Here is a 17,727-nt window from a genome sequence, read left to right as displayed (position 1 = left end):
CTGCTTTCGTGTGCTGGGTGGGGCTAGAAGCCGGGGATCAGGGTGACGACGAGGTCGATGAGCTTGATGCCGATGAACGGCGCGATCACGCCACCGAGCCCGTAGATCAACAGGTTCCGGCTGAGGACCTTCGAGGCGCTGAGCGGTCGGTACTTCACGCCGCGGAGGGCCAGCGGGATCAGGATCACGATGATGATCGCGTTGAAGATGATCGCCGAGAGGATCGCCGACGCGGGGGAGTGCAGCTGCATGATGTTGAGCAGAGCGAGCCCCGGGAACACCCCGGCGAACATGGCCGGGATGATCGCGAAGTACTTGGCGACGTCGTTCGCGATCGAGAACGTCGTGAGCGCACCTCGCGTGATGAGCAGCTGCTTGCCGATCCGGACGATGTCGATGAGCTTCGTCGGGTCGGAGTCGAGGTCGACCATGTTGCCGGCCTCCTTCGCAGCGGAGGTGCCCGTGTTCATCGCGACACCGACGTCGGCCTGCGCGAGCGCCGGAGCGTCGTTCGTCCCGTCACCGGTCATCGCGACGAGGTTGCCGCCCTCCTGCTCCTTGCGGATGAGCTCGAGCTTCTGCTCGGGCGTCGCCTCGGCCAGGAAGTCGTCGACTCCGGCCTCGGCGGCGATCGCCTTGGCGGTGAGCGGGTTGTCACCCGTGATCATGACCGTGCGGATGCCCATGGCGCGCAGCTCGGCGAACCGCTCCGCGATGCCGGCCTTCACGACGTCCTTCAGGCGGACGACGCCGAGCACCCGCGCGGTGCCGGTGGTGTCGGTCTGTGCGACGACGAGCGGGGTGCCGCCGCCGGCGGACACCGCCTCGACGTGCTCCTGGAGCTCGGCGCGGGTCGCCTCGGCGAGGGATCCGAACGACTCCACCCAGGCCAGTACGGCTGAGCCGGCACCCTTGCGGATCTGTGCGCCGTCCGGCTGGTCGAGGCCGCTCATGCGGGTCTGCGCGGTGAACGGGACGATCTCGCCAGCGCCGGACCCGTCCAGGTGGATGCCACGCTCGGCCGCGAGGTCGACGATCGACTTGCCCTCGGGCGTCGGGTCGCTGAGCGAGGACCGGGCTGCGGCCTGCGCGAGCTCTTCCGGCGTGACGCCGCGGAGGGCGATGAACTCGACCGCCTGCCGGTTGCCGTAGGTGATGGTGCCGGTCTTGTCGAGCAGCAGGGTCGTGACGTCGCCGGCGGCCTCGACCGCACGGCCGGACATCGCGAGCACGTTGCGCTGCACGAGTCGGTCCATACCGGCGATGCCGATGGCCGAGAGCAGGGCGCCGATGGTCGTCGGGATGAGGCAGACGAGCAGGGCGATGAGGACCGGGACGCTGACGGGAGCCGCCGCATAGGAGGCGATCGGGTTGAGCGTGAGCGCGACGACCACGAACACGATCGACAGGCTCGCGAGCAGGATGTTGAGCGCGATCTCGTTCGGCGTCTTCTGCCGCGCCGCACCCTCGACGAGGCCGATCATGCGGTCGACGAAGGTCTCGCCGGGCTTCGAGGTGATGCGGACGACGATGCGGTCGGACAGCACGCGGGTGCCGCCCGTGACGGCACTGCGGTCGCCACCGGACTCGCGGACGACCGGGGCCGACTCGCCAGTGATCGCCGATTCGTCGACCGAGGCGATGCCCCAGACGATGTCGCCGTCACCCGGGACGAGCTCGCCGGCGGTCACCACGACGACGTCGCCGAGGGTGAGGTCCGCCGAGGAGACCTGGCCGATGGCGGCGTGCTCCGCGGACGGATCAGCCGAGGCGTCGTAGGCCGTGACCTGGTTCGCCATGGTCGAGGTGCGCGTCTTGCGGAGGCTGTCGGCCTGCGCCTTGCCGCGGCCCTCTGCCACGGACTCCGCGAGGTTGGCGAAGACGACCGTGAGCCACAGCCAGATCGCGATGCCCCAGGTGAACGACGCCGGCACGGCCGACCCGCCTGACTCCTGCGCACCACCGAGGAACGGTTCGGCGATCGCGAGGACGGTCGTCAGTGCCGCCCCGACCTCGACGATGAACATGACCGGGTTCTTGACCATGAGCCGCGGGTCGAGTTTGCGGAAGGCGCCCGGGGTCGCGGCGAGCAGCTGTGCTGGACCGAAGGCGGCCTTCGCGGGCTCGTGGTGGTGGTCCTGCTCCTGCTCGGGTTCCGCCTGGGCGGGAAGCGTGTGCGTGGTGGACATGGTTATGACAGCCCTTCCGCCAGGGGGCCTGGCGCGAGTACGGGGAAGGAGGTGGGTGCGGTGATGATCACGGCGTGTGCGTCGTGGACGTGGCTCATGACAGCCCTTCCGCCAGAGGACCCAGCGCGAGTACGGGGAAGTACGTGAGTGCGGTGATGATCACGGCGACACCGGTGAGGAGGCCGACGAACTGCGGCCGGTTGGTCGGGAGCGTTCCGGCGGTCGACGGCACCCGGTCCTGCGCGGCCAGCGAACCGGCGAGCGCGAGGACGAGCACGATCGGGACGAAGCGGCCGAGGAGCATCGCGACACCGAGTGCCGTGTTGAACCACGGGGTGTTCGCCGTGAGACCGGCGAACGCGGAACCGTTGTTGTTCGACGCGGAGGTGAAGGCGTAGAGGACCTCGGACAGGCCGTGGAGGCCCGGGTTCCAGATCGACGTCGTCTCCACATCCGAACGGACGCCGGGGATGGCGAAGCTCAGTGCGGTGCCGGCGAGTACGAGGGTCGGCGTCACGAGGATGTACAGGCTCGCGAGCTTGATCTCCCGTGGGCCGATCTTCTTGCCGAGGTATTCCGGTGTCCGGCCGACGAGCAGCCCACCGATGAAGACGGCGATGACGGCGAGCACGAGCATGCCGTACAGGCCTGAGCCGACGCCGCCGGGGGCGATCTCGCCGAGCATCATGTTGATCATCGGCATCATGCCGCCGAGGGCCGTGTAGGAGTCGTGCATCGAGTTGACGGCACCCGTCGAGGTGAGTGTCGAGGTCGAGCCGAACAACGTCGAGGCGAAGACGCCGAAACGCTGCTCCTTGCCCTCCATCGCGCCGCCGGCGGCCATCGGTGCCGCTCCGAGGCCGCGGGCTTCGAGCGCCGTGAGGATCGAGAACGAGGCGAGGAAGATGACGCCCATGACCGCGAGGATCGTGTAGCCCTGCTTGTGGTCGCCGACCATGCGGCCGAAGGTGCGCGGCAGCGAGAACGGGATCGCGAGCATGAGGATGTTCTGGACGAGGCTCGTCCACGCGGTCGGGTTCTCGAAGGGGTGCGCGGAGTTCGCGTTGAAGAACCCGCCGCCGTTCGTGCCGAGGAGCTTGATGGCCTCCTGCGAGGCGACCGGTCCGCCGGGGATGGTCTGCGTCGCGCCCGTGATGGTCGTGACGTCGGTGAAGCCGTTGAGGTTCTGGATGGTCCCGCCCGCGATCAGCACGACTGCCATGACGACGGAGAGCGGCAGCAGCACGCGGAGGGTGCCACGGGTGAGGTCGACCCAGAAGTTGCCGATGGTGCCGCTGCGGCGACTCGCGAACCCGCGGACGAGGGCGATGGCGACGGCGATGCCGACGGCGGCGGAGACGAAGTTCTGCACCGCGAGGCCCGTGAGCTGCACGGTGTAGCCCATCGTGACTTCGGGGGAGTACGACTGCCAGTTGGTGTTGGCGACGAACGACGCGGCCGTGTTGAACGACAGTCCCTCGGGGACGGCGGGGAGGCCGAGTGCGAAGGGGAGGACGGCCTGCGCACGCTGGAGGGCGTAGACGAGGAGGACGCCGACGAGCGAGAAGGCGAGCACCCCGCGGAGGTAGGCCTGCCAGGTCTGCTCGGAGCGGGCGTCGACACCGATCACGCGGTAGAAGCCGCGCTCGACGGCGAAGTCCTTGCCGGAGGTGTACACGCGGGCGAGGTACTCGCCGAGTGGACGGTAGAGCAGCACGAGGACCAGGACGAGGGTCGAGACCTGCAGGATCGCGAAGAGGGTCTGCATCAGAACCTCTCGGGTTTCACGAGCGCGTACACGAGGTACACGACGGCGGCGACGGCCAGGACGGCGGCGAGGAGTTCGAAGACGATCACAGTCTCTCCACTCCCCGGGCGACGAGGCCGACCAGAGCGAACACGGCGATGACGCCGAGCACGTAGACGAGGTCGAGCAAGAGGACTCCAGTGGGTGCGTGGTGCGGGTGCGTGGTGCGGTGTCCCGTTCGGGACAGCTCAGAGCCAACACCCGTCAGCGACCTCCGACGGCGGTCCTCACGGTTTCCATACGCCTTCCGCGTGGATCCTCACGACCTCCCTACGGGGTGCTCCTCCTCAGGCCGCCGTCCTACCCTCCTGCTCAGCTCCCGAGCGTGTGGGCGTGATCCGGCACGTACCGGTACCGTTCGCGCGCGGGTCGGTCGTACCCGTCGGCGCCCGGCCGCTCGGGGATGTCGATCGGCTCGGGGGCGCGCTGCTCGTAGGGGATCTGAGAGAGCAGGTGCGAGATCGCGTTCAACCGGGACGCCCGCTTGTCGTCGCTCTCGATCGTCCACCAGGGTGCGTCCGCGTGGTCCGTGGCCTCGAACATCTCGTCCTTGGCGCGCGAGTAGTCCTCCCAGCGGGTGATCGACTGGAGGTCCGTGTCGGACAGCTTCCAGCGGCGCATCGGGTCGTCGAGGCGCGAGCGGAACCGTTGCTCCTGGACCTCGTCGGAGACCGAGAACCAGTACTTGACGAGGATGATGCCGTCCTCGACGAGCATGCGCTCGAACACGGGAGTCTGGCGGAGGAACCGCCGGTACTGCTCCGGAGTGCAGTAGTCCATCACCCGCTCGACGCCGGCACGGTTGTACCAGGAGCGGTCGAACAGCACGATCTCGCCCGCGGTCGGCAGGTGCTGGATGTACCGCTGGAAGTACCATTGGCCGCGCTCCTGCTCACCAGGGGTCGGCAGCGCGGCGACCCGCGCCGAACGCGGGTTCAGATATTGGACGATGCGCTTGATCGCGCCGCCCTTACCCGCGGCGTCGCGGCCCTCGAAGACCACGACGACTCGCGCGCCGGTCTCGATCACCCAGCGCTGCATCGCGACCAGTTCGATCTGCAGCCGTTCCAGCTCCGCTTCGTAGCGGTCCTTCCGGATGCGTTTGGGCGGCTTGGTCCGGTTCGGAGTCTTCGACATGCTGTGTGTTCCCGCCCGTCCCCGCGAGGACTGGTTCGACGCCTGACCGGCGCGGTGGTGCAGTGCTCGGTGCCCGCCCCGGCGGAGCGGGCACCGTTGGTCGCTATTTCAGCGGCCCGAACGTCGCATCGATGTCGGCGAGCTCCATCTCCGCCGTCGCCTGGATAAGCGCCAAGAGGTCCTTGTCGACCCCGGGGGAGAACTCCTCGAACCGCTCTGGCGCGATCGTCGAGGGCACGCCCTCCGGAGCCTGCTCGCTCGCGTCCAGTTCGGTGCCGTCGTTGGACGGCGACATGCCCTGGAAGATTCGGCCGGCCTCGGACTGTCCGGCGAGGTCGAAGGAGAACTGCTTGCTCTGCAGCCCCTGGTCCACCAGCAGCTTGACCTCAGGGAATTGTTCGGCGTTGGTCTTCGGGATCGGCAGGGAGTTCTTCCAATTGACACCGAGGGTCTCGAGCGCCTTCGCGTAGGCGTTCTCGTGCGCCTGATCGCGGACGATCAGGTAGGCGATCGTCGAACGGGCCGTCTTGTTCGACGTCATCTCGTACAGTCGGCACTTCTGCAGGCGACCGGTCGACTCGAGCATGAGGTTGTACAGCAGGTCGAGGACGAGGTTGCCGGAGTTGTAGACCCAGCTCCCGTTCCACGGGTTGCCGGCTGCGTCCACCGGCATGGCACCCTGCGCGGCCACGAGGTAATGGTGCGTGTTGACCTCCGAGAGGGCGATCGACAGCGGTGTCGCGCCGCCCGCCCCGGGCTGGTCCACCGGGTCGGACTGCTTGCCCTGATAGGCGGGCGAACCGTCGAGGAGGCGGGAGATCGTGGTGCCGATGAGTTCGACGTGGCTGATCTCCTCCGTGCCGATGCCCTGGATGAGGTCGCGGTAGGGCTTGCCGCTCGGGCCGCGGAAGTTCATCGCCTGGAAGAGGTACTGCATCATGGTGCGCATCTCGCCGAACTGCCCGCCGAGTCCCTCCTGCAGCGCCGCAGCCGCTGCGGGGTCCGGCTCGTCTTCGGCGATCTCGTTGATGAACCGCTGCACGTGGAAGTACATGGTGTTCCCCTCTGATCGGAGTTCCCCGTCGCCGTTCGGCCCGGGCACTCGCGCCCAGCCTGCGCCTGCCGACCGATTCCCGTGGGGTGTGTCATCCGGGTGCCGACAGGCGTATAGTCACGCGCGCGCTGTGATCAGTCCGAGGGCACGATGCCGTCGCGGAGGGCGACGAGGTGGGCGCGGCTGCGGTCGAACGCCGCGGTGGCATCGCGATCCGCGACCGCCTGCACGATCTCCTCGTGGACGAACTGGTCGTGGTCCGTCCCCGGCTCGCCGCTGAGGCGGAGCATCTGGATCATCGCCTCACGGCTGCGCTCGGCGAAGGTGTCGAACAGTTCGGTCAAGATCTCGTTCCCGCTCGCGGCGACGATGCTGCGATGAAGCGCCGTGTCGGCGTCGACCCGCCCCTCGATGGTCACGCGATCGGCGTTCCGATGGGCCAGCGCCCCGCGGATGGCGGCCAGGTCGGACGCCGTGTGGCGTTGTGCGGCGAGGGCCGCCGCCTCGCACTCGATGGCGATGCGCGCCTCGATGACCGACCCGATCGCGGTCCGCAGGATGAGCGCATCCCAGTCCTGCACCGGCGAGCGCGCCTGGAGGAAGTTCCCCGATCCCTGCCGGGTCGACAGCACTCCCTGGCCGGCCAGCTGACGGATCGCCTCGCGCATCGTCGACCGACCGACGCCGAGCTGCGGTGCCAGGGTCGTCTCCCCGGGCAGCTTCTGGCCGATCTCCCACTCGCCGGCCTGGATGCGCTGCAGGAGCAAGCGCGCGACCTGGTCGGAGAGTGATTCGCGGTGCACGGTGTCCATGGCTCGATCATAGTCCTCAGCTTGTCTGACAAGTTGTGTTAGCGTTGCCGCGTGATCTCCGCAGACTCCCGACTCTCCACCCCTGCCGGCCCCGTCCCGCCCTCCGCGCCGAGCTGGAATCGCCAGCGCCGCTCGCAGATGCCGTCCCATCGCTACCAGGACCTGTACTCGCGGGTGGACGTCCCCCTCCTCGACCGCACCTGGCCGTCGAGACGACTGACCGAGGCGCCGCTCTGGGTGCCGGTGGACCTGCGAGACGGGAACCAGGCGCTCGCCGAACCCATGGACCCCGAGCGGAAGCGGGCATTCTTCGAGCTGATGGTCACGATGGGCTACAAGGAGATCGAGGTCGGCTACCCGTCCGCCTCGCAGACCGACTACGACTTCGTCCGCCTGATCGCCGAGACCGACATCGCTCCCGAGGACGTCACGATCGTCGTCTTCACGCCCGCCCGTCGCGATCTGATCGAGCGCACCGTCGAGTCGATCCGTGGGATCCGGAACCCGGTCGTCATCCACCTGTACACCGCGACGGCGCCGCTCTGGCGGGAGGTCGTCCTCGGACACGACCGCGACTCGCTCCGCGCGCTCATCCTCGCCGGCGGCTCAGGCGTCCTCGAGTTCGCCGGTGACCTCGACGGGGTGCGGTTCGAGTTCTCGCCGGAGGTCTTCAACCTGACGGAGCCGGACTACGCCCTCGAACTCTGCGACGCCATGACGACACTGTGGGACGCCTCGCCGGACCGCCCGGTGATCCTCAACCTGCCCGCGACCGTCGAAGCGGCGAGCCCGAACGTCTACGCGGACCAGATCGAGTACATGCACCGGAACCTCGACCGCCGCGACGCCGTCATCCTGTCGGTCCACCCGCACAACGACCGCGGCACGGGGATCGCGTGTGCTGAGCTCGCGGTGCTCGCGGGCGCCCAACGCGTGGAAGGGTGCATCTTCGGCAACGGCGAGCGGACCGGCAACGTCGACCTCGCGACCCTCGCGCTCAACCTGCACGCGCAGGGCGTCGACCCGATGATCGACTTCTCGGACATCGACCACATCCGTCGGGTCGTCGAGCACAGCAACCGCATCGAGATCCACCCGCGTCACCCGTACGTCGGCGAGCTCGTCCACACCGCGTTCTCGGGGACGCATCAGGATGCGATCAAGAAGGGCTTCGCTGAACACCGGGCACGGGCCGAGGCCACCGGCAGTCGTCCAGAGGACCTCCCGTGGCGGGTGCCCTACCTGCCGGTCGACCCGGCGGACCTCGGCCGGAGCTACGAGGCGGTCATCCGGGTGAACTCGCAGTCGGGCAAGGGTGGCATCGCCTACCTACTCGAACGCGACTACGGCATCGAGATGCCCCGTCGTCTCCAGGTGGACTTCTCACGACGCGTCCAGCAGCAGGCGGACGAGACCGGTCGCGAGCTGGACGCCGAGGCGCTGCTCGCGGCGTTCGAGCGCAGCTACCTGTCGGTGACGCCGTCTCGGGTCGAGCTGCTCGAGGTCGATGTGACGACGACCGGCGAGAGCTCGCGGGCGACGATCGGTCTCCGGATCGACGGGGACCGCCAGGCGGCCACCTTCGTCGGCATCGGTCCGGTCGAGGCGGCGACCCGTCTCCTCGCCGACCACGGTGTCCACGTCGAGGTCGTCTCCCTGCATCAGACCTCGCTCAGCGCCGGAAGCGGCGCCGAAGCCTTGACCCTGCTCGAGGTCCGCCGCGGAGCGGAGACGGTGTGGGCAGCGGGTCGGCATCGCTCCGTTCTCGAGGCATCGGTCCGCGCCGTCGTCAACGCCGCGAGCCGGTAGGCACCCTGCCCTACGCTGGGAGGCTGAGGGCGTCGAGGGGATCTGGATCAGTGGAACTGCGGTGGCTGACGGCGCCCGAACACGAGGTCGCCGCGGCGATGGCGGACGAGCGTCGTTCTGGCCGGTCCAAGTGGGTGCCCACCGGGCGGAGGGTGCTCTTCCACCTCTACTTCAGTCTCGTCCTCTGGTACCTCGCGATCGCCCTCGTCTCGGTCGGGGTCAGCGTCGACGAGTACCACGACGGTCGCGTCGAAATCGATGACGTCGTCGGGTTGGTCGTCGCCGTGCTCGTCCTCGTGGGTCTCCTCGTCGGGGCCTGGTTCCTGTACCGCTGGTCGCGACGTCCGCCGTCCCCGAAGGCACGCCTCGCCGAGTGGCGGACCCACCTGACGGCGGTGGCGAACGGATTCGAGGAGGAGCCGAAAGGACGGACGATGTTCTCCTCGCTCATCACCACGACGGGGAAGTGCAACAACGCCTTCATCACCACGCCGGGGCCGCAGCTGTCGTCCCACCCGCGGTTCGTCGGCGACCGGGTCGAGTTCGGCAACCTCGTCGACGACGTGAAGCGGTCGCGGGACTGGCACTACCTGACCGTGCAGCTACCGGCCCCGCTCCCGCACCTCCTGCTCGACGCGACGACGAACGACACCGTCCGCAGCGACCTGCCGCCGGGCCTCGACCGGGGTCTGCGTATCTCCCTCGAGGGCGACTTCGATCGGTGGTTCCGCGTCTACGCACCGTCCGGCTACGGAACGGACGCGCGATACGTGCTGACCCCCGACGTGATGTCGTCGCTCGTCAGCGCCGCGGCGTACTACAACGTGGAGATGGTCGACGATCGGGTCGTCTTCTTCAGTAAGCCGGCCGCCGACTTCTCGTACGCCGCCCCCTGGGTCGCCGTCGACGCGATCCTCAGCGACCTCGTCCCGCGTCTCATCACGAGGGCCGAGCGGTACCGCGACGAACGGGTGGCAGGGCAGGACGCGGGAAGCGTCCTCGAGGCGGCGCGGGACGCCATGGAGGCTGAGCAGGTCTGGACCCGGAAGGAGACGGTCGTCGGCGAGGAGGGTCGTCGCCTCACGGTGCGGGCGCGCTTCCATGCGATCTGGGTGGCCGTCGGTGCGGTCAGCTGGCTCGTCACCCGCACGCTGCTGTACTTCATCCCGGGCGCCTTCGCCTTCGCGGGGTTGATGTCCGTGATCGACGGGCGCTAGCCGCAACCGAGTCGCCCGAATCTGCTCGGATCCACTCCGAAACCGGACAGATCCGGGCGACTCAGCGTGCAGGATCGCGGAACATCCGGTGACGCAATCGCGTTCACGACGGTGTGACCACCACCCTGACCGCTCCCGCAGGGCCCGCGACCGACACCTTCGATCGCGCGCTCGCGAGCTTGGAGTGGACGATCCACGGCACCGACCGCGACCGCCTCGCCGCGAACGTTCCGCTGCGGCGGCCGCACGCGGCGTCCGGCTTCGTCTACCTCTCCAGCGGCCGCGTCCGCCTCACGGCCACCGACGGCACCCGCGACCTCGACGCCGGCGACCTCGTCTTCTTCCCTCGCGCCCACACCACGACGGTGGTCGCGCTCGAGGACGCGGAGCTCCTCGACGTCGCGTTCACCCCGCCGGGTCAACGCCAGCAGGTGGCGGAGACGCTGCCCGAGCACCTGTACGTCGCAGATTTCGCCGGGCAGGAGCCCTCGATGGCGGCGCTCCTGGAAGGTATGGGCTGCCCGCAGGCGGCTGGTCGTCCGCGGCCGGGCGACAGCGTCATCTGCAGCCGCATCGCGACCACGATCGTGTCGGCCGCGCTGCGCACCTGGAACGAGGCCGGCTGCGCACCGGAGCGCTGGCTGCAGCGCATCGGCGACCCGCACATCGGTGCGGTCCTCGACGCACTGCACGCCGAACCTGGGCGACCGTGGACCTTCGAGACGCTCGCCCGCATCGCCATGATGTCGCGGTCGGCGTTCGCAGAGCGGTTCCGCGAGGTCGTCGGGCACACCCCGCGCGCCTACCTCACGACCGTGCGCATGGAGACGGCCAAGGGGCTCATCCTCACGGGCGACGCGTCCGTGGCCGAGCTCGCCGGTGCCCTCGGCTACGTGTCGGAAGACGGGTTCGCGCGCGCCTTCCAGCGGTACACGGGCCTGACGCCCGCCCGTTGGCGTGCCGAGGCGGCGCTCGCCGCGTAGGCGGTCGGCCGGGCAGCCTTCGGCGTCACCGCGCGGTGCGCGCCGACCCGAAGACGATGCCACCGATGATCGCGGAGATCGCCGCGACCGTGAGCGCCGGGACGATGCCGACCGCGTCGACGAGCAGTCCACCCGCTCCGGCACCGACGGTGATCGCGAGCTGGAACCCCGCGACGACGAGTCCGCCACCGGACTCCATGCGGTCCGGGACGAGGCGACCCATCCACGTGCTCAGGGTCGTGAGCCAGGCGCCGAAGCCCATGCCCCAGGTGGTGATCGCGATGGTCACGATCCAAGGCTGCCCCGGGAACAGGGTCACGAGCGCGATCGAGACGCCGATGAAGGCCGGGACGACGAAGCGCAGAGCCGCGAGGTGGCGGTCGACGAGGAGTCCGATCACGAAGTTGCCGACCACGCCGCCGAGGCCGAACGCCGCGAGGAGGACGGCCACACCGGCCGCGTCGAGGTCCGGCACCCGCTCGATCGCGAGCCGGATGTAGGTGAAGGCGATGAAGTGGCCGAGGACGGTCAGGATGTGCCCCGTGAGGCCGACGCGGATGCCGGGGACCCGGAGCGTGTCGACGAGCGACCGCAGACCGCCGCTGGACGGCGCCGGGGCGACGGGCGGCAGGACGAGTCGCAAGGCGACCGCCACCACCGCGGTGATGACCGCGACACCGGCGAAGATGAGGCGCCAGTCCATGACCGAACCGAGGTAGGTGCCCACCGGGACACCGGCGACCGTCGCGACGGTGGTGCCGGTGTTCACGAGCATGATCGCCCGACCGAGGTGGTGCGGAGCGGACAACCGGGCGGCGATCGCGATCGACATCGCCCAGAAGGCGCCGAGGGCTGCGCCGAGTAGGAGGCGGGCGATGAGCAGCATGACGAAGTCGCCGGAGATCGCGACGAGCGCGCTCGACACCGCGGCGGCCGCTGCGAGCAGGACGAGCAGGAGGCGGCGGTCGAGCCGCGGGACGAGGACGCCGATCGTCGGTGCGGTGAGGAAGCCGATGAACGCCGTCGCGGTGACGGCCTGGCCTGCCTGGCCCTCGGTGATCCCGAGCGAGGCTGCCATCGACGGCAGCAGGCTCGGCGGCAGGAACTCGGCGAGCACGAGCACGAAGCTCGTCGCCATCATCACGGCGACGGCGGCCCATGCGGTCCGCGTGCGCGGTGCGGCGGACGCGGCTGTGTTCGTCGTGGGGACCGAGCCCGTTCGTGGAGCGTCGAGCTTCTCGTCTGTCGTCATGGCTCAAGCCTGCCCGAGACGAAGCGGTCGCATCCGACCTCCCGTCCACTCGAGCCGACCGCCAGTCCACCGGAGGCGCCGTGCCCTGCCGAGAGTCGCCTGAGACCATGGTCAACAAGTTGCACTCAGTGCATCGGTGCACGTAATGTACCCACGTGTCCACCACCGCCCCCGCCGAGGATCGACGCGCCGCCCTCCGCGCGCGCCACCATCGGGCGATCCTCGACGCCGCCCGCGTCATGATCGCGGAGCAGGGCATCGCGGGGTTCAACGTCGACGTCATCGCCGAGCGCGCTGACGTCTCGCGCCGCACGGTGTTCAACCACTTCTCCTCGATCGACGACCTCGTCACCACCTCCTGCACGGAGGAGCTGGCCGTCGTGATCGAGAGCTTCCGGTCCGCCGTCAACGCACGACCGGCAGGCCCCGGGTCGCGCGTGTCGATGTTCGAGGACGTCGCCGCAGCGCTCCGCACGACCGACATCCCCCGCGTCATCGCCTTCCTCTGGAACGCGCTCGGCGGCTTCGCACCCGACGACTCGCGCCCGCAGCAGCTCTTCCAGGCCACCTTCTCCCGCACCACCCAGGAGCTCGCCCACGAACTGGCCGAGCGCAACACCGACGTCGACGAACTCGAGGCCGGCTTCCTGGTGTCCTCCCTCATGCACGGTGTCGAAGTGCTCGCCCACCACTGGATCGCGAGTACCGGCGCCACCACGGACGATGAAGCCCGTGCCCTCTGGACCGACCTGCTGGAACGGCTCATCGCGAGCGTCCGCACCGGCTACGCGTCCACGCACTGACCCGCTTCCCGTTCCGTCCCCGCACACGACACCAGCACCACCTCCCGAAGAATCGAGACTCCCTTGGCTGAACTGCTGTATCGCCTCGGACGCTTCTCCGCGCGTCGCGCGTGGGCCGTCCTCATCTCCTGGATCGTGATCCTCGGCATCTCGGTCGGCGCGTTCCTCGCCTTCGGCGGCACCCTCTCGAGCGCCGTCACCATCCCGGGCACGCCGACCGCGAAGGTCACCGACCAGCTCGAGGAGTCGTTCCCGAGCGCGTCCGGCGGCACCGGGGCGATGGTGTTCCACACGAAGGACGGCGACGCCTTCACCGACAGCCAGAAGACCGCGATCGGCGAGCTGCTCGACGAGACGGCCGACCTGAAGGGCGTCGACACCACGGTCAACCCCTTCGAGACGCAGGAGACGATCGCCGACCAGGCGAAGCAGATCTCCGACGGCAAGACGCAGATCGACGACGGCCGCACCCAGCTGACCGACGGCCAGACGCAGCTCGACGCCGGACAGCAGCAGCTGACCGACGCGCAGACCCAGCTGAGCGCCGCGCTCGCCCAGGCGCAGCAGGCCGCCGGCGGCACGCTCCCGGCCGCCGCACAGGCCCAGTTCGACGCCCAGCAGACCGCGATCACGCAGCAGCAGACGGCGCTCGACGCCCAGCAGGCCACCATCACCGAGAACCTCGCGAAGCTCGACGAGCAGAGCACGAAGCTCGAACTCTCCTCCCAGCTCCTCGACCTCTCCTCGGGCATCCGCACCGTCTCGACCGACGACACCACTGCGGTCGCGAACGTCGTCTTCGACAAGCGTCAGCAGGAGGTCACGCCGGAGACGAAGCAGTCGGTCATCGACCAGGTGAAGGAGGACGTCCCGTCGGGCGTCGAGGTCGAGTTCTCGAACGAGCTCGCGCAGAGCCTGCCGCAGCTGTTCGGCGTGGGTGAGGCGATCGGCCTCATCATCGCGGCGATCACGCTGCTCGTCATGCTCGGCACGGTCATCGCCGCATCGCTCCCGCTCGTCTCCGCGATCGTCGGCGTCGGTGTCGGCGTCACCGCGTCGCTCTCGCTCTCGGGCGTCGTCGACATGCTCTCGATCACGCCGGTGCTCGGCGTCATGCTCGGGCTCGCGGTCGGCATCGACTACTCGCTGTTCATCCTCAACCGACACCGCAAGCAGCTGCTCGCGGGCGTCGAGCTGCACGAGTCCATCGGGCTCGCGAACGGCACCTCCGGGAACGCCGTCGTCTTCGCCGGATCGACCGTCCTCGTCGCGCTGCTGGCGCTCAACGTCACGGGGATCCCCTTCCTCGGCCTGATGGGCACCGTCGGCGCGATCTGCGTCGCCGTCGCGATCCTGCTCGCGGTCACCTTGACGCCCGCCCTGCTGTCGCTGCTCGGCCTCCGTATCCTCAGCCGGAAGGCACGCGGCACCATCGGCACGCCGCGTCCGGACGCCGTCCCGACCAAGCCCATGGGCTCGCTGCGCGCCGTCGGCACGCTCGTCGCCGGACTCGTCGTGCTCGGCGTCGTCGCGATCCCCGCGCTCGACATGCGCCTCGGCCTGCCGGACGGCAGCTCGGAAGCCGTCGACTCGACGCAGTACCAGTCCTACACACTCATCGAGGACAAGTTCGGTGCCGGCGTCAACGGGCCGCTGCTCGTCGTCGCCACGCTGCCCGACGCCGCCACCGACGAGGAGGTCCTCGAGGAGCAGGTGCGGATCGGCCAGGAGATCGCCGACCAGGACGACGTGAAGGCCGTCGCACCGGTGGGCGCATCGGACGACAACTCCGTGCTCGCCTTCCAGGTGATCCCGAAGGAGGGCCCGAACGCGGTCTCCACGGAGCAGCTCGTCCGCGACCTGCGCGACCTCTCGCCGCTGTCGGGTGACGTCGAGCTCGGCGTGGCCGGCAGTGCGAGCGGCAACATCGACGTCTCGAAGCAGCTGTCCGACGCCCTCCCGCTCTACCTGGCGCTCGTGGTCGGTCTGTCGCTGATCATCATGATCCTCGTGTTCCGCTCGATCCTCGTGCCGCTCACGGCGACGCTCGGCTTCATGCTGTCGCTCGCGGCGACCTTCGGTGGCATCACGGCGATCTTCCAGTGGGGCTGGCTCGGACCGGTGTTCGGCGTGCACGACCCGGGACCCATCCTGAGCTTCCTGCCGACGATCCTGATCGGCATCCTCTTCGGGCTCGCGATGGACTACCAGCTGTTCCTCGTGTCCGGCATGCGTGAGGCGTTCGCCCACGGTGCCCCGGCGCGCTTGGCGGTCCAGCGCGGGCTGCACGCCGGCCGCACGGTCGTCGTGGCGGCGGCGATCATCATGATCTCCGTCTTCGGCGGGTTCATCTTCTCCCACTCGGCGATGATCCGGTCGATCGGGTTCGGTCTCGCGTTCGGTGTGCTCGTCGACGCGTTCGTTGTCCGCATGCTCCTCATCCCGGCGGTCATGCACCTGCTCGGGAAGAGCGCCTGGTGGATCCCGAAGTGGCTCGACCGCATCCTCCCGAACGTCGACGTCGAGGGTGCCGCGCTCAAGCGCAGCCACCCGCATGACACGGGTTCGGTCGCGACCGCTCCGTCGAACGGCGAGCCGCGGAACGCGGTCGACGGCGCGGAGACGGCGGCCCTCGGAGCCGGCGTGACCGCGGGGACGGCCGCACACGTGGCCGCACCGTCGAGTGAGCTGACCCGCCGGGAGGCGGCGGCCGCCGCCGAGCGGACGCACCCGGCGCACGTGCTCACGACCGACCCCGACCCGGCCGACCGGCAGGTCTCCCGGGTGGAGCCCGGGCTCGACGTCATCGTGCACCCGGCGACCGCCGGTGTGCAGCGCGTGGCCGTCGGTGCCTACGTCATCGCGGTCGACGCCGACAACGGCACCGCGGTCGTCGAGCCGCCCGTCGGTGGCGTCGTGGTCGTCCGCGCGCCGAGGTAGTGCCGAGGTAGTGCGGGCGGCCGGTGAGCCCCTCTCCGCTACGGCTGCAGGCGGTCCACGATCCAGCCGCCGTCGGCCGCCAGGTAGCGGAGGCGCCGGTGCATGCGGTCGCGGCTGGCGTGCCAGAACTCGACCATGTCCGGGACCAGCCGGAATCCGACCCAGGTGGCCGGGCGGGGGACATCATCGCCCTCGCGCTCGAGCAACGTGTTCGCCTGCGCGATGAGGGCGTCGAGGGTCTCCTCCGGGCCGTCGCGGAACGGCGTCGACTGGTGGGCGACCGCCGTCGCCGCTCGCGACTTGGGCGATCGGTCGGCGAACAGCGCGTCGGACTCCTCATCGCTCAACTGCTCGACGCGGCCCTCGAAGCGGAGCTGCTGCATCGTCTCGCGCCAGTACACCTGGAGGGCGGCGCTCGGATTCTCGGCGAGCTGCCCGCCCTTCCGGCTCTCGGTCGAGGAGCCGAAGATCAGGCCGCGATCGTCGAGGGTCTTCACATCGACGGTGCGCGCGCTCACGACGCCCACCGAGGTGGCGGTCGCGAGGGTCATCGATCGGGGTTCGCTGACGTCCCGCTCGATCGCTGCGGCGAGCCACTGCTGAGCGAGCAGCATGGGCTCGGCGGGCGGGGTCTCGAACTCGGGCAGCTGCAGGGTGTCGTCTCCGGAGAGGGGTTCGGCGCTCATGTCGCGAGCCTACCCGCGTTGCCCTCGGTACCGACGACTGGGGCGTCGGCACAGTCTCCTCCGGAACCGTGGTGTCCGGGCACATGGTGCCCGGACAGGCCGCGGGCTAGCCTCGAAACGCCCGCCAGGGCGCACCTCCGAGAGAGTGGGTACCGCATGCCGTACACCGACACCGACGACGTCTCGATCTACTACGAGGTGGAGGGCGACCCCGCCCACCCGGTGATCGTGCTCATCGCCGGCGGCGGCGCGCAGCTGCTCACCTGGCGCGATCCGTTCCGGAGAATGCTCGTGGACGAGGGCTTCCGGGTCGTGCGGTTCGACAACCGCGACGTCGGCTTCTCGCAGCGGTTCGGCGGCGAGACCGACCTCGACGGCGGGTACTCGCTCGGCGACATGGGCGACGACGTCCTGCGGGTGCTCGACCATCTCGGGGTCGAGCAGGCGCACCTCGTCGGGCACTCGATGGGCGGCATGATGGCGCAGATGGTCGCGCTCGACCACCCGGAGCGCGTGCTGAGCCTCGGCCTGCTGTCCACGATCCCCGGCCAGGACCCGCGCTACATCCTGCACGGCGAGCGGCCCGAGCTGCTCGTCGAGCCGGTGCGGTACACCCGGGAGGAGTCCGTCGCCGCGATGGCGGAGCTCGCCGCACCCGTGCCCGGCGCGCGCTACCAGCCGGACACCGCCTGGGAGGTGTGGGCGACAGGTGAGGCCTACGATCGTGGCTACGCGCCAGAGGGCTTCAGCCGGCAGTGGGCGGCGCTCCTGCGTGCGCCGGAGCGACTCGAACGACTGCGCGACGTGACCGTGCCGACCCTCGTGCTCCACGGTCGCGAGGACGACGTCCTGCACTGGTCCTCCGCCGTGGACATCGCTCAGGCGATACCGGCGGCCGAGCTCCACGTCCTCCCCGGCATGGGGCACCTCATCCCCGCCGAGCTCTGGCCGACGCTGGCCGCCGGCATCGTCCGGGTCGCGAGGAGCGCGTCGTCGCAGGGCTGAGATGAGGCGATTCGTCGCACTGGACGCCCGAGA

Annotated in this window: 14 protein-coding genes; 6 read left to right on the top strand and 8 right to left on the bottom strand. The window is 69.6% G+C overall.

Annotated elements, in window-relative coordinates:
• Positions 1 to 23: 23 nt before the first annotated feature.
• The 6 genes from kdpB to RWN05_RS00255 all read right to left on the bottom strand — a co-directional run bounded on the left by kdpB (position 24) and on the right by RWN05_RS00255 (position 6,999).
• Complete coding sequence (gene kdpB / locus RWN05_RS00280; protein ID WP_314137765.1) at positions 24 to 2,189, bottom strand: potassium-transporting ATPase subunit KdpB; 2,166 nt, start codon at positions 2,187 to 2,189, stop codon at positions 24 to 26.
• A 94-nt stretch (positions 2,190 to 2,283) separates the two neighbouring features.
• Positions 2,284 to 3,957, bottom strand: coding sequence for a potassium-transporting ATPase subunit KdpA (gene kdpA, locus RWN05_RS00275; protein WP_079001075.1), 1,674 nt, complete (start codon positions 3,955 to 3,957; stop codon positions 2,284 to 2,286).
• The gene (kdpF, locus tag RWN05_RS00270) at positions 3,957 to 4,046 is read right to left on the bottom strand and encodes a K(+)-transporting ATPase subunit F (RefSeq protein ID WP_056009336.1); all 90 of its coding nucleotides are present in this window, start codon (positions 4,044 to 4,046) and stop codon (positions 3,957 to 3,959) included. Before kdpF ends, kdpA begins: the two co-directional genes overlap by 1 nt.
• Before the next feature lie 262 nt (positions 4,047 to 4,308).
• Positions 4,309 to 5,133 (bottom strand): polyphosphate kinase 2, encoded by an 825-nt coding sequence (ppk2, locus tag RWN05_RS00265; protein ID WP_121291291.1) that lies wholly within the window; start codon positions 5,131 to 5,133, stop codon positions 4,309 to 4,311.
• Positions 5,134 to 5,236: 103 nt separating this feature from the next.
• On the bottom strand, positions 5,237 to 6,187 hold the full coding sequence (locus RWN05_RS00260) for a manganese catalase family protein (RefSeq protein WP_314137761.1): 951 nt from the start codon (positions 6,185 to 6,187) through the stop codon (positions 5,237 to 5,239).
• A 134-nt stretch (positions 6,188 to 6,321) separates the two neighbouring features.
• On the bottom strand, positions 6,322 to 6,999 hold the full coding sequence (locus RWN05_RS00255) for an FCD domain-containing protein (RefSeq protein WP_314137760.1): 678 nt from the start codon (positions 6,997 to 6,999) through the stop codon (positions 6,322 to 6,324).
• 138 nt (positions 7,000 to 7,137) lie between these two features.
• On the opposite strand from RWN05_RS00255, the gene RWN05_RS00250 reads away from it, so the two are divergent.
• The 3 genes from RWN05_RS00250 to RWN05_RS00240 all read left to right on the top strand — a co-directional run bounded on the left by RWN05_RS00250 (position 7,138) and on the right by RWN05_RS00240 (position 11,008).
• Entirely contained in the window at positions 7,138 to 8,808 is a 1,671-nt protein-coding gene (locus tag RWN05_RS00250; RefSeq protein WP_314138578.1) for a 2-isopropylmalate synthase, read from the top strand.
• Between the two features lie 50 nt (positions 8,809 to 8,858).
• Entirely contained in the window at positions 8,859 to 10,025 is a 1,167-nt protein-coding gene (locus tag RWN05_RS00245; protein ID WP_314137759.1) for a hypothetical protein, read from the top strand.
• A 113-nt stretch (positions 10,026 to 10,138) separates the two neighbouring features.
• Entirely contained in the window at positions 10,139 to 11,008 is an 870-nt protein-coding gene (locus RWN05_RS00240; protein ID WP_314137758.1) for an AraC family transcriptional regulator, read from the top strand.
• A 25-nt stretch (positions 11,009 to 11,033) separates the two neighbouring features.
• Here RWN05_RS00240 and RWN05_RS00235 read toward each other — a convergent pair whose 3' ends face one another.
• On the bottom strand, positions 11,034 to 12,260 hold the full coding sequence (locus tag RWN05_RS00235; protein ID WP_314137757.1) for an MFS transporter: 1,227 nt from the start codon (positions 12,258 to 12,260) through the stop codon (positions 11,034 to 11,036).
• Between the two features lie 155 nt (positions 12,261 to 12,415).
• Between RWN05_RS00235 and RWN05_RS00230 the strand changes: the two genes are divergently transcribed.
• A complete protein-coding gene (locus tag RWN05_RS00230; RefSeq protein ID WP_064296018.1) occupies positions 12,416 to 13,063 on the top strand; it encodes a TetR/AcrR family transcriptional regulator in 648 nt (215 codons plus the stop codon).
• Positions 13,064 to 13,126: 63 nt separating this feature from the next.
• The gene (locus RWN05_RS00225) at positions 13,127 to 16,003 is read left to right on the top strand and encodes an MMPL family transporter (protein ID WP_314137756.1); all 2,877 of its coding nucleotides are present in this window, start codon (positions 13,127 to 13,129) and stop codon (positions 16,001 to 16,003) included.
• A 38-nt stretch (positions 16,004 to 16,041) separates the two neighbouring features.
• Here RWN05_RS00225 and RWN05_RS00220 read toward each other — a convergent pair whose 3' ends face one another.
• Complete coding sequence (locus RWN05_RS00220) at positions 16,042 to 16,689, bottom strand: pyridoxal 5'-phosphate synthase (RefSeq protein WP_314137755.1); 648 nt, start codon at positions 16,687 to 16,689, stop codon at positions 16,042 to 16,044.
• 156 nt (positions 16,690 to 16,845) lie between these two features.
• Here RWN05_RS00220 and RWN05_RS00215 point away from each other — a divergent pair, with 156 nt between their 5' ends.
• Positions 16,846 to 17,694 carry an alpha/beta hydrolase gene (locus RWN05_RS00215; protein WP_314137754.1) on the top strand — a complete coding sequence of 283 codons (849 nt, stop codon included), beginning with the start codon at positions 16,846 to 16,848 and terminating at the stop codon, positions 17,692 to 17,694.
• Positions 17,695 to 17,727: the final 33 nt, after the last annotated feature.

The organism is uncultured Plantibacter sp. (genome assembly GCF_963518075.1).
Lineage (GTDB): Bacteria > Actinomycetota > Actinomycetes > Actinomycetales > Microbacteriaceae > Plantibacter > Plantibacter flavus_A.
The sequence above is the reverse complement of the archived record's forward strand: the minus strand, read 5'-3'. Positions and strand labels throughout refer to the sequence as shown.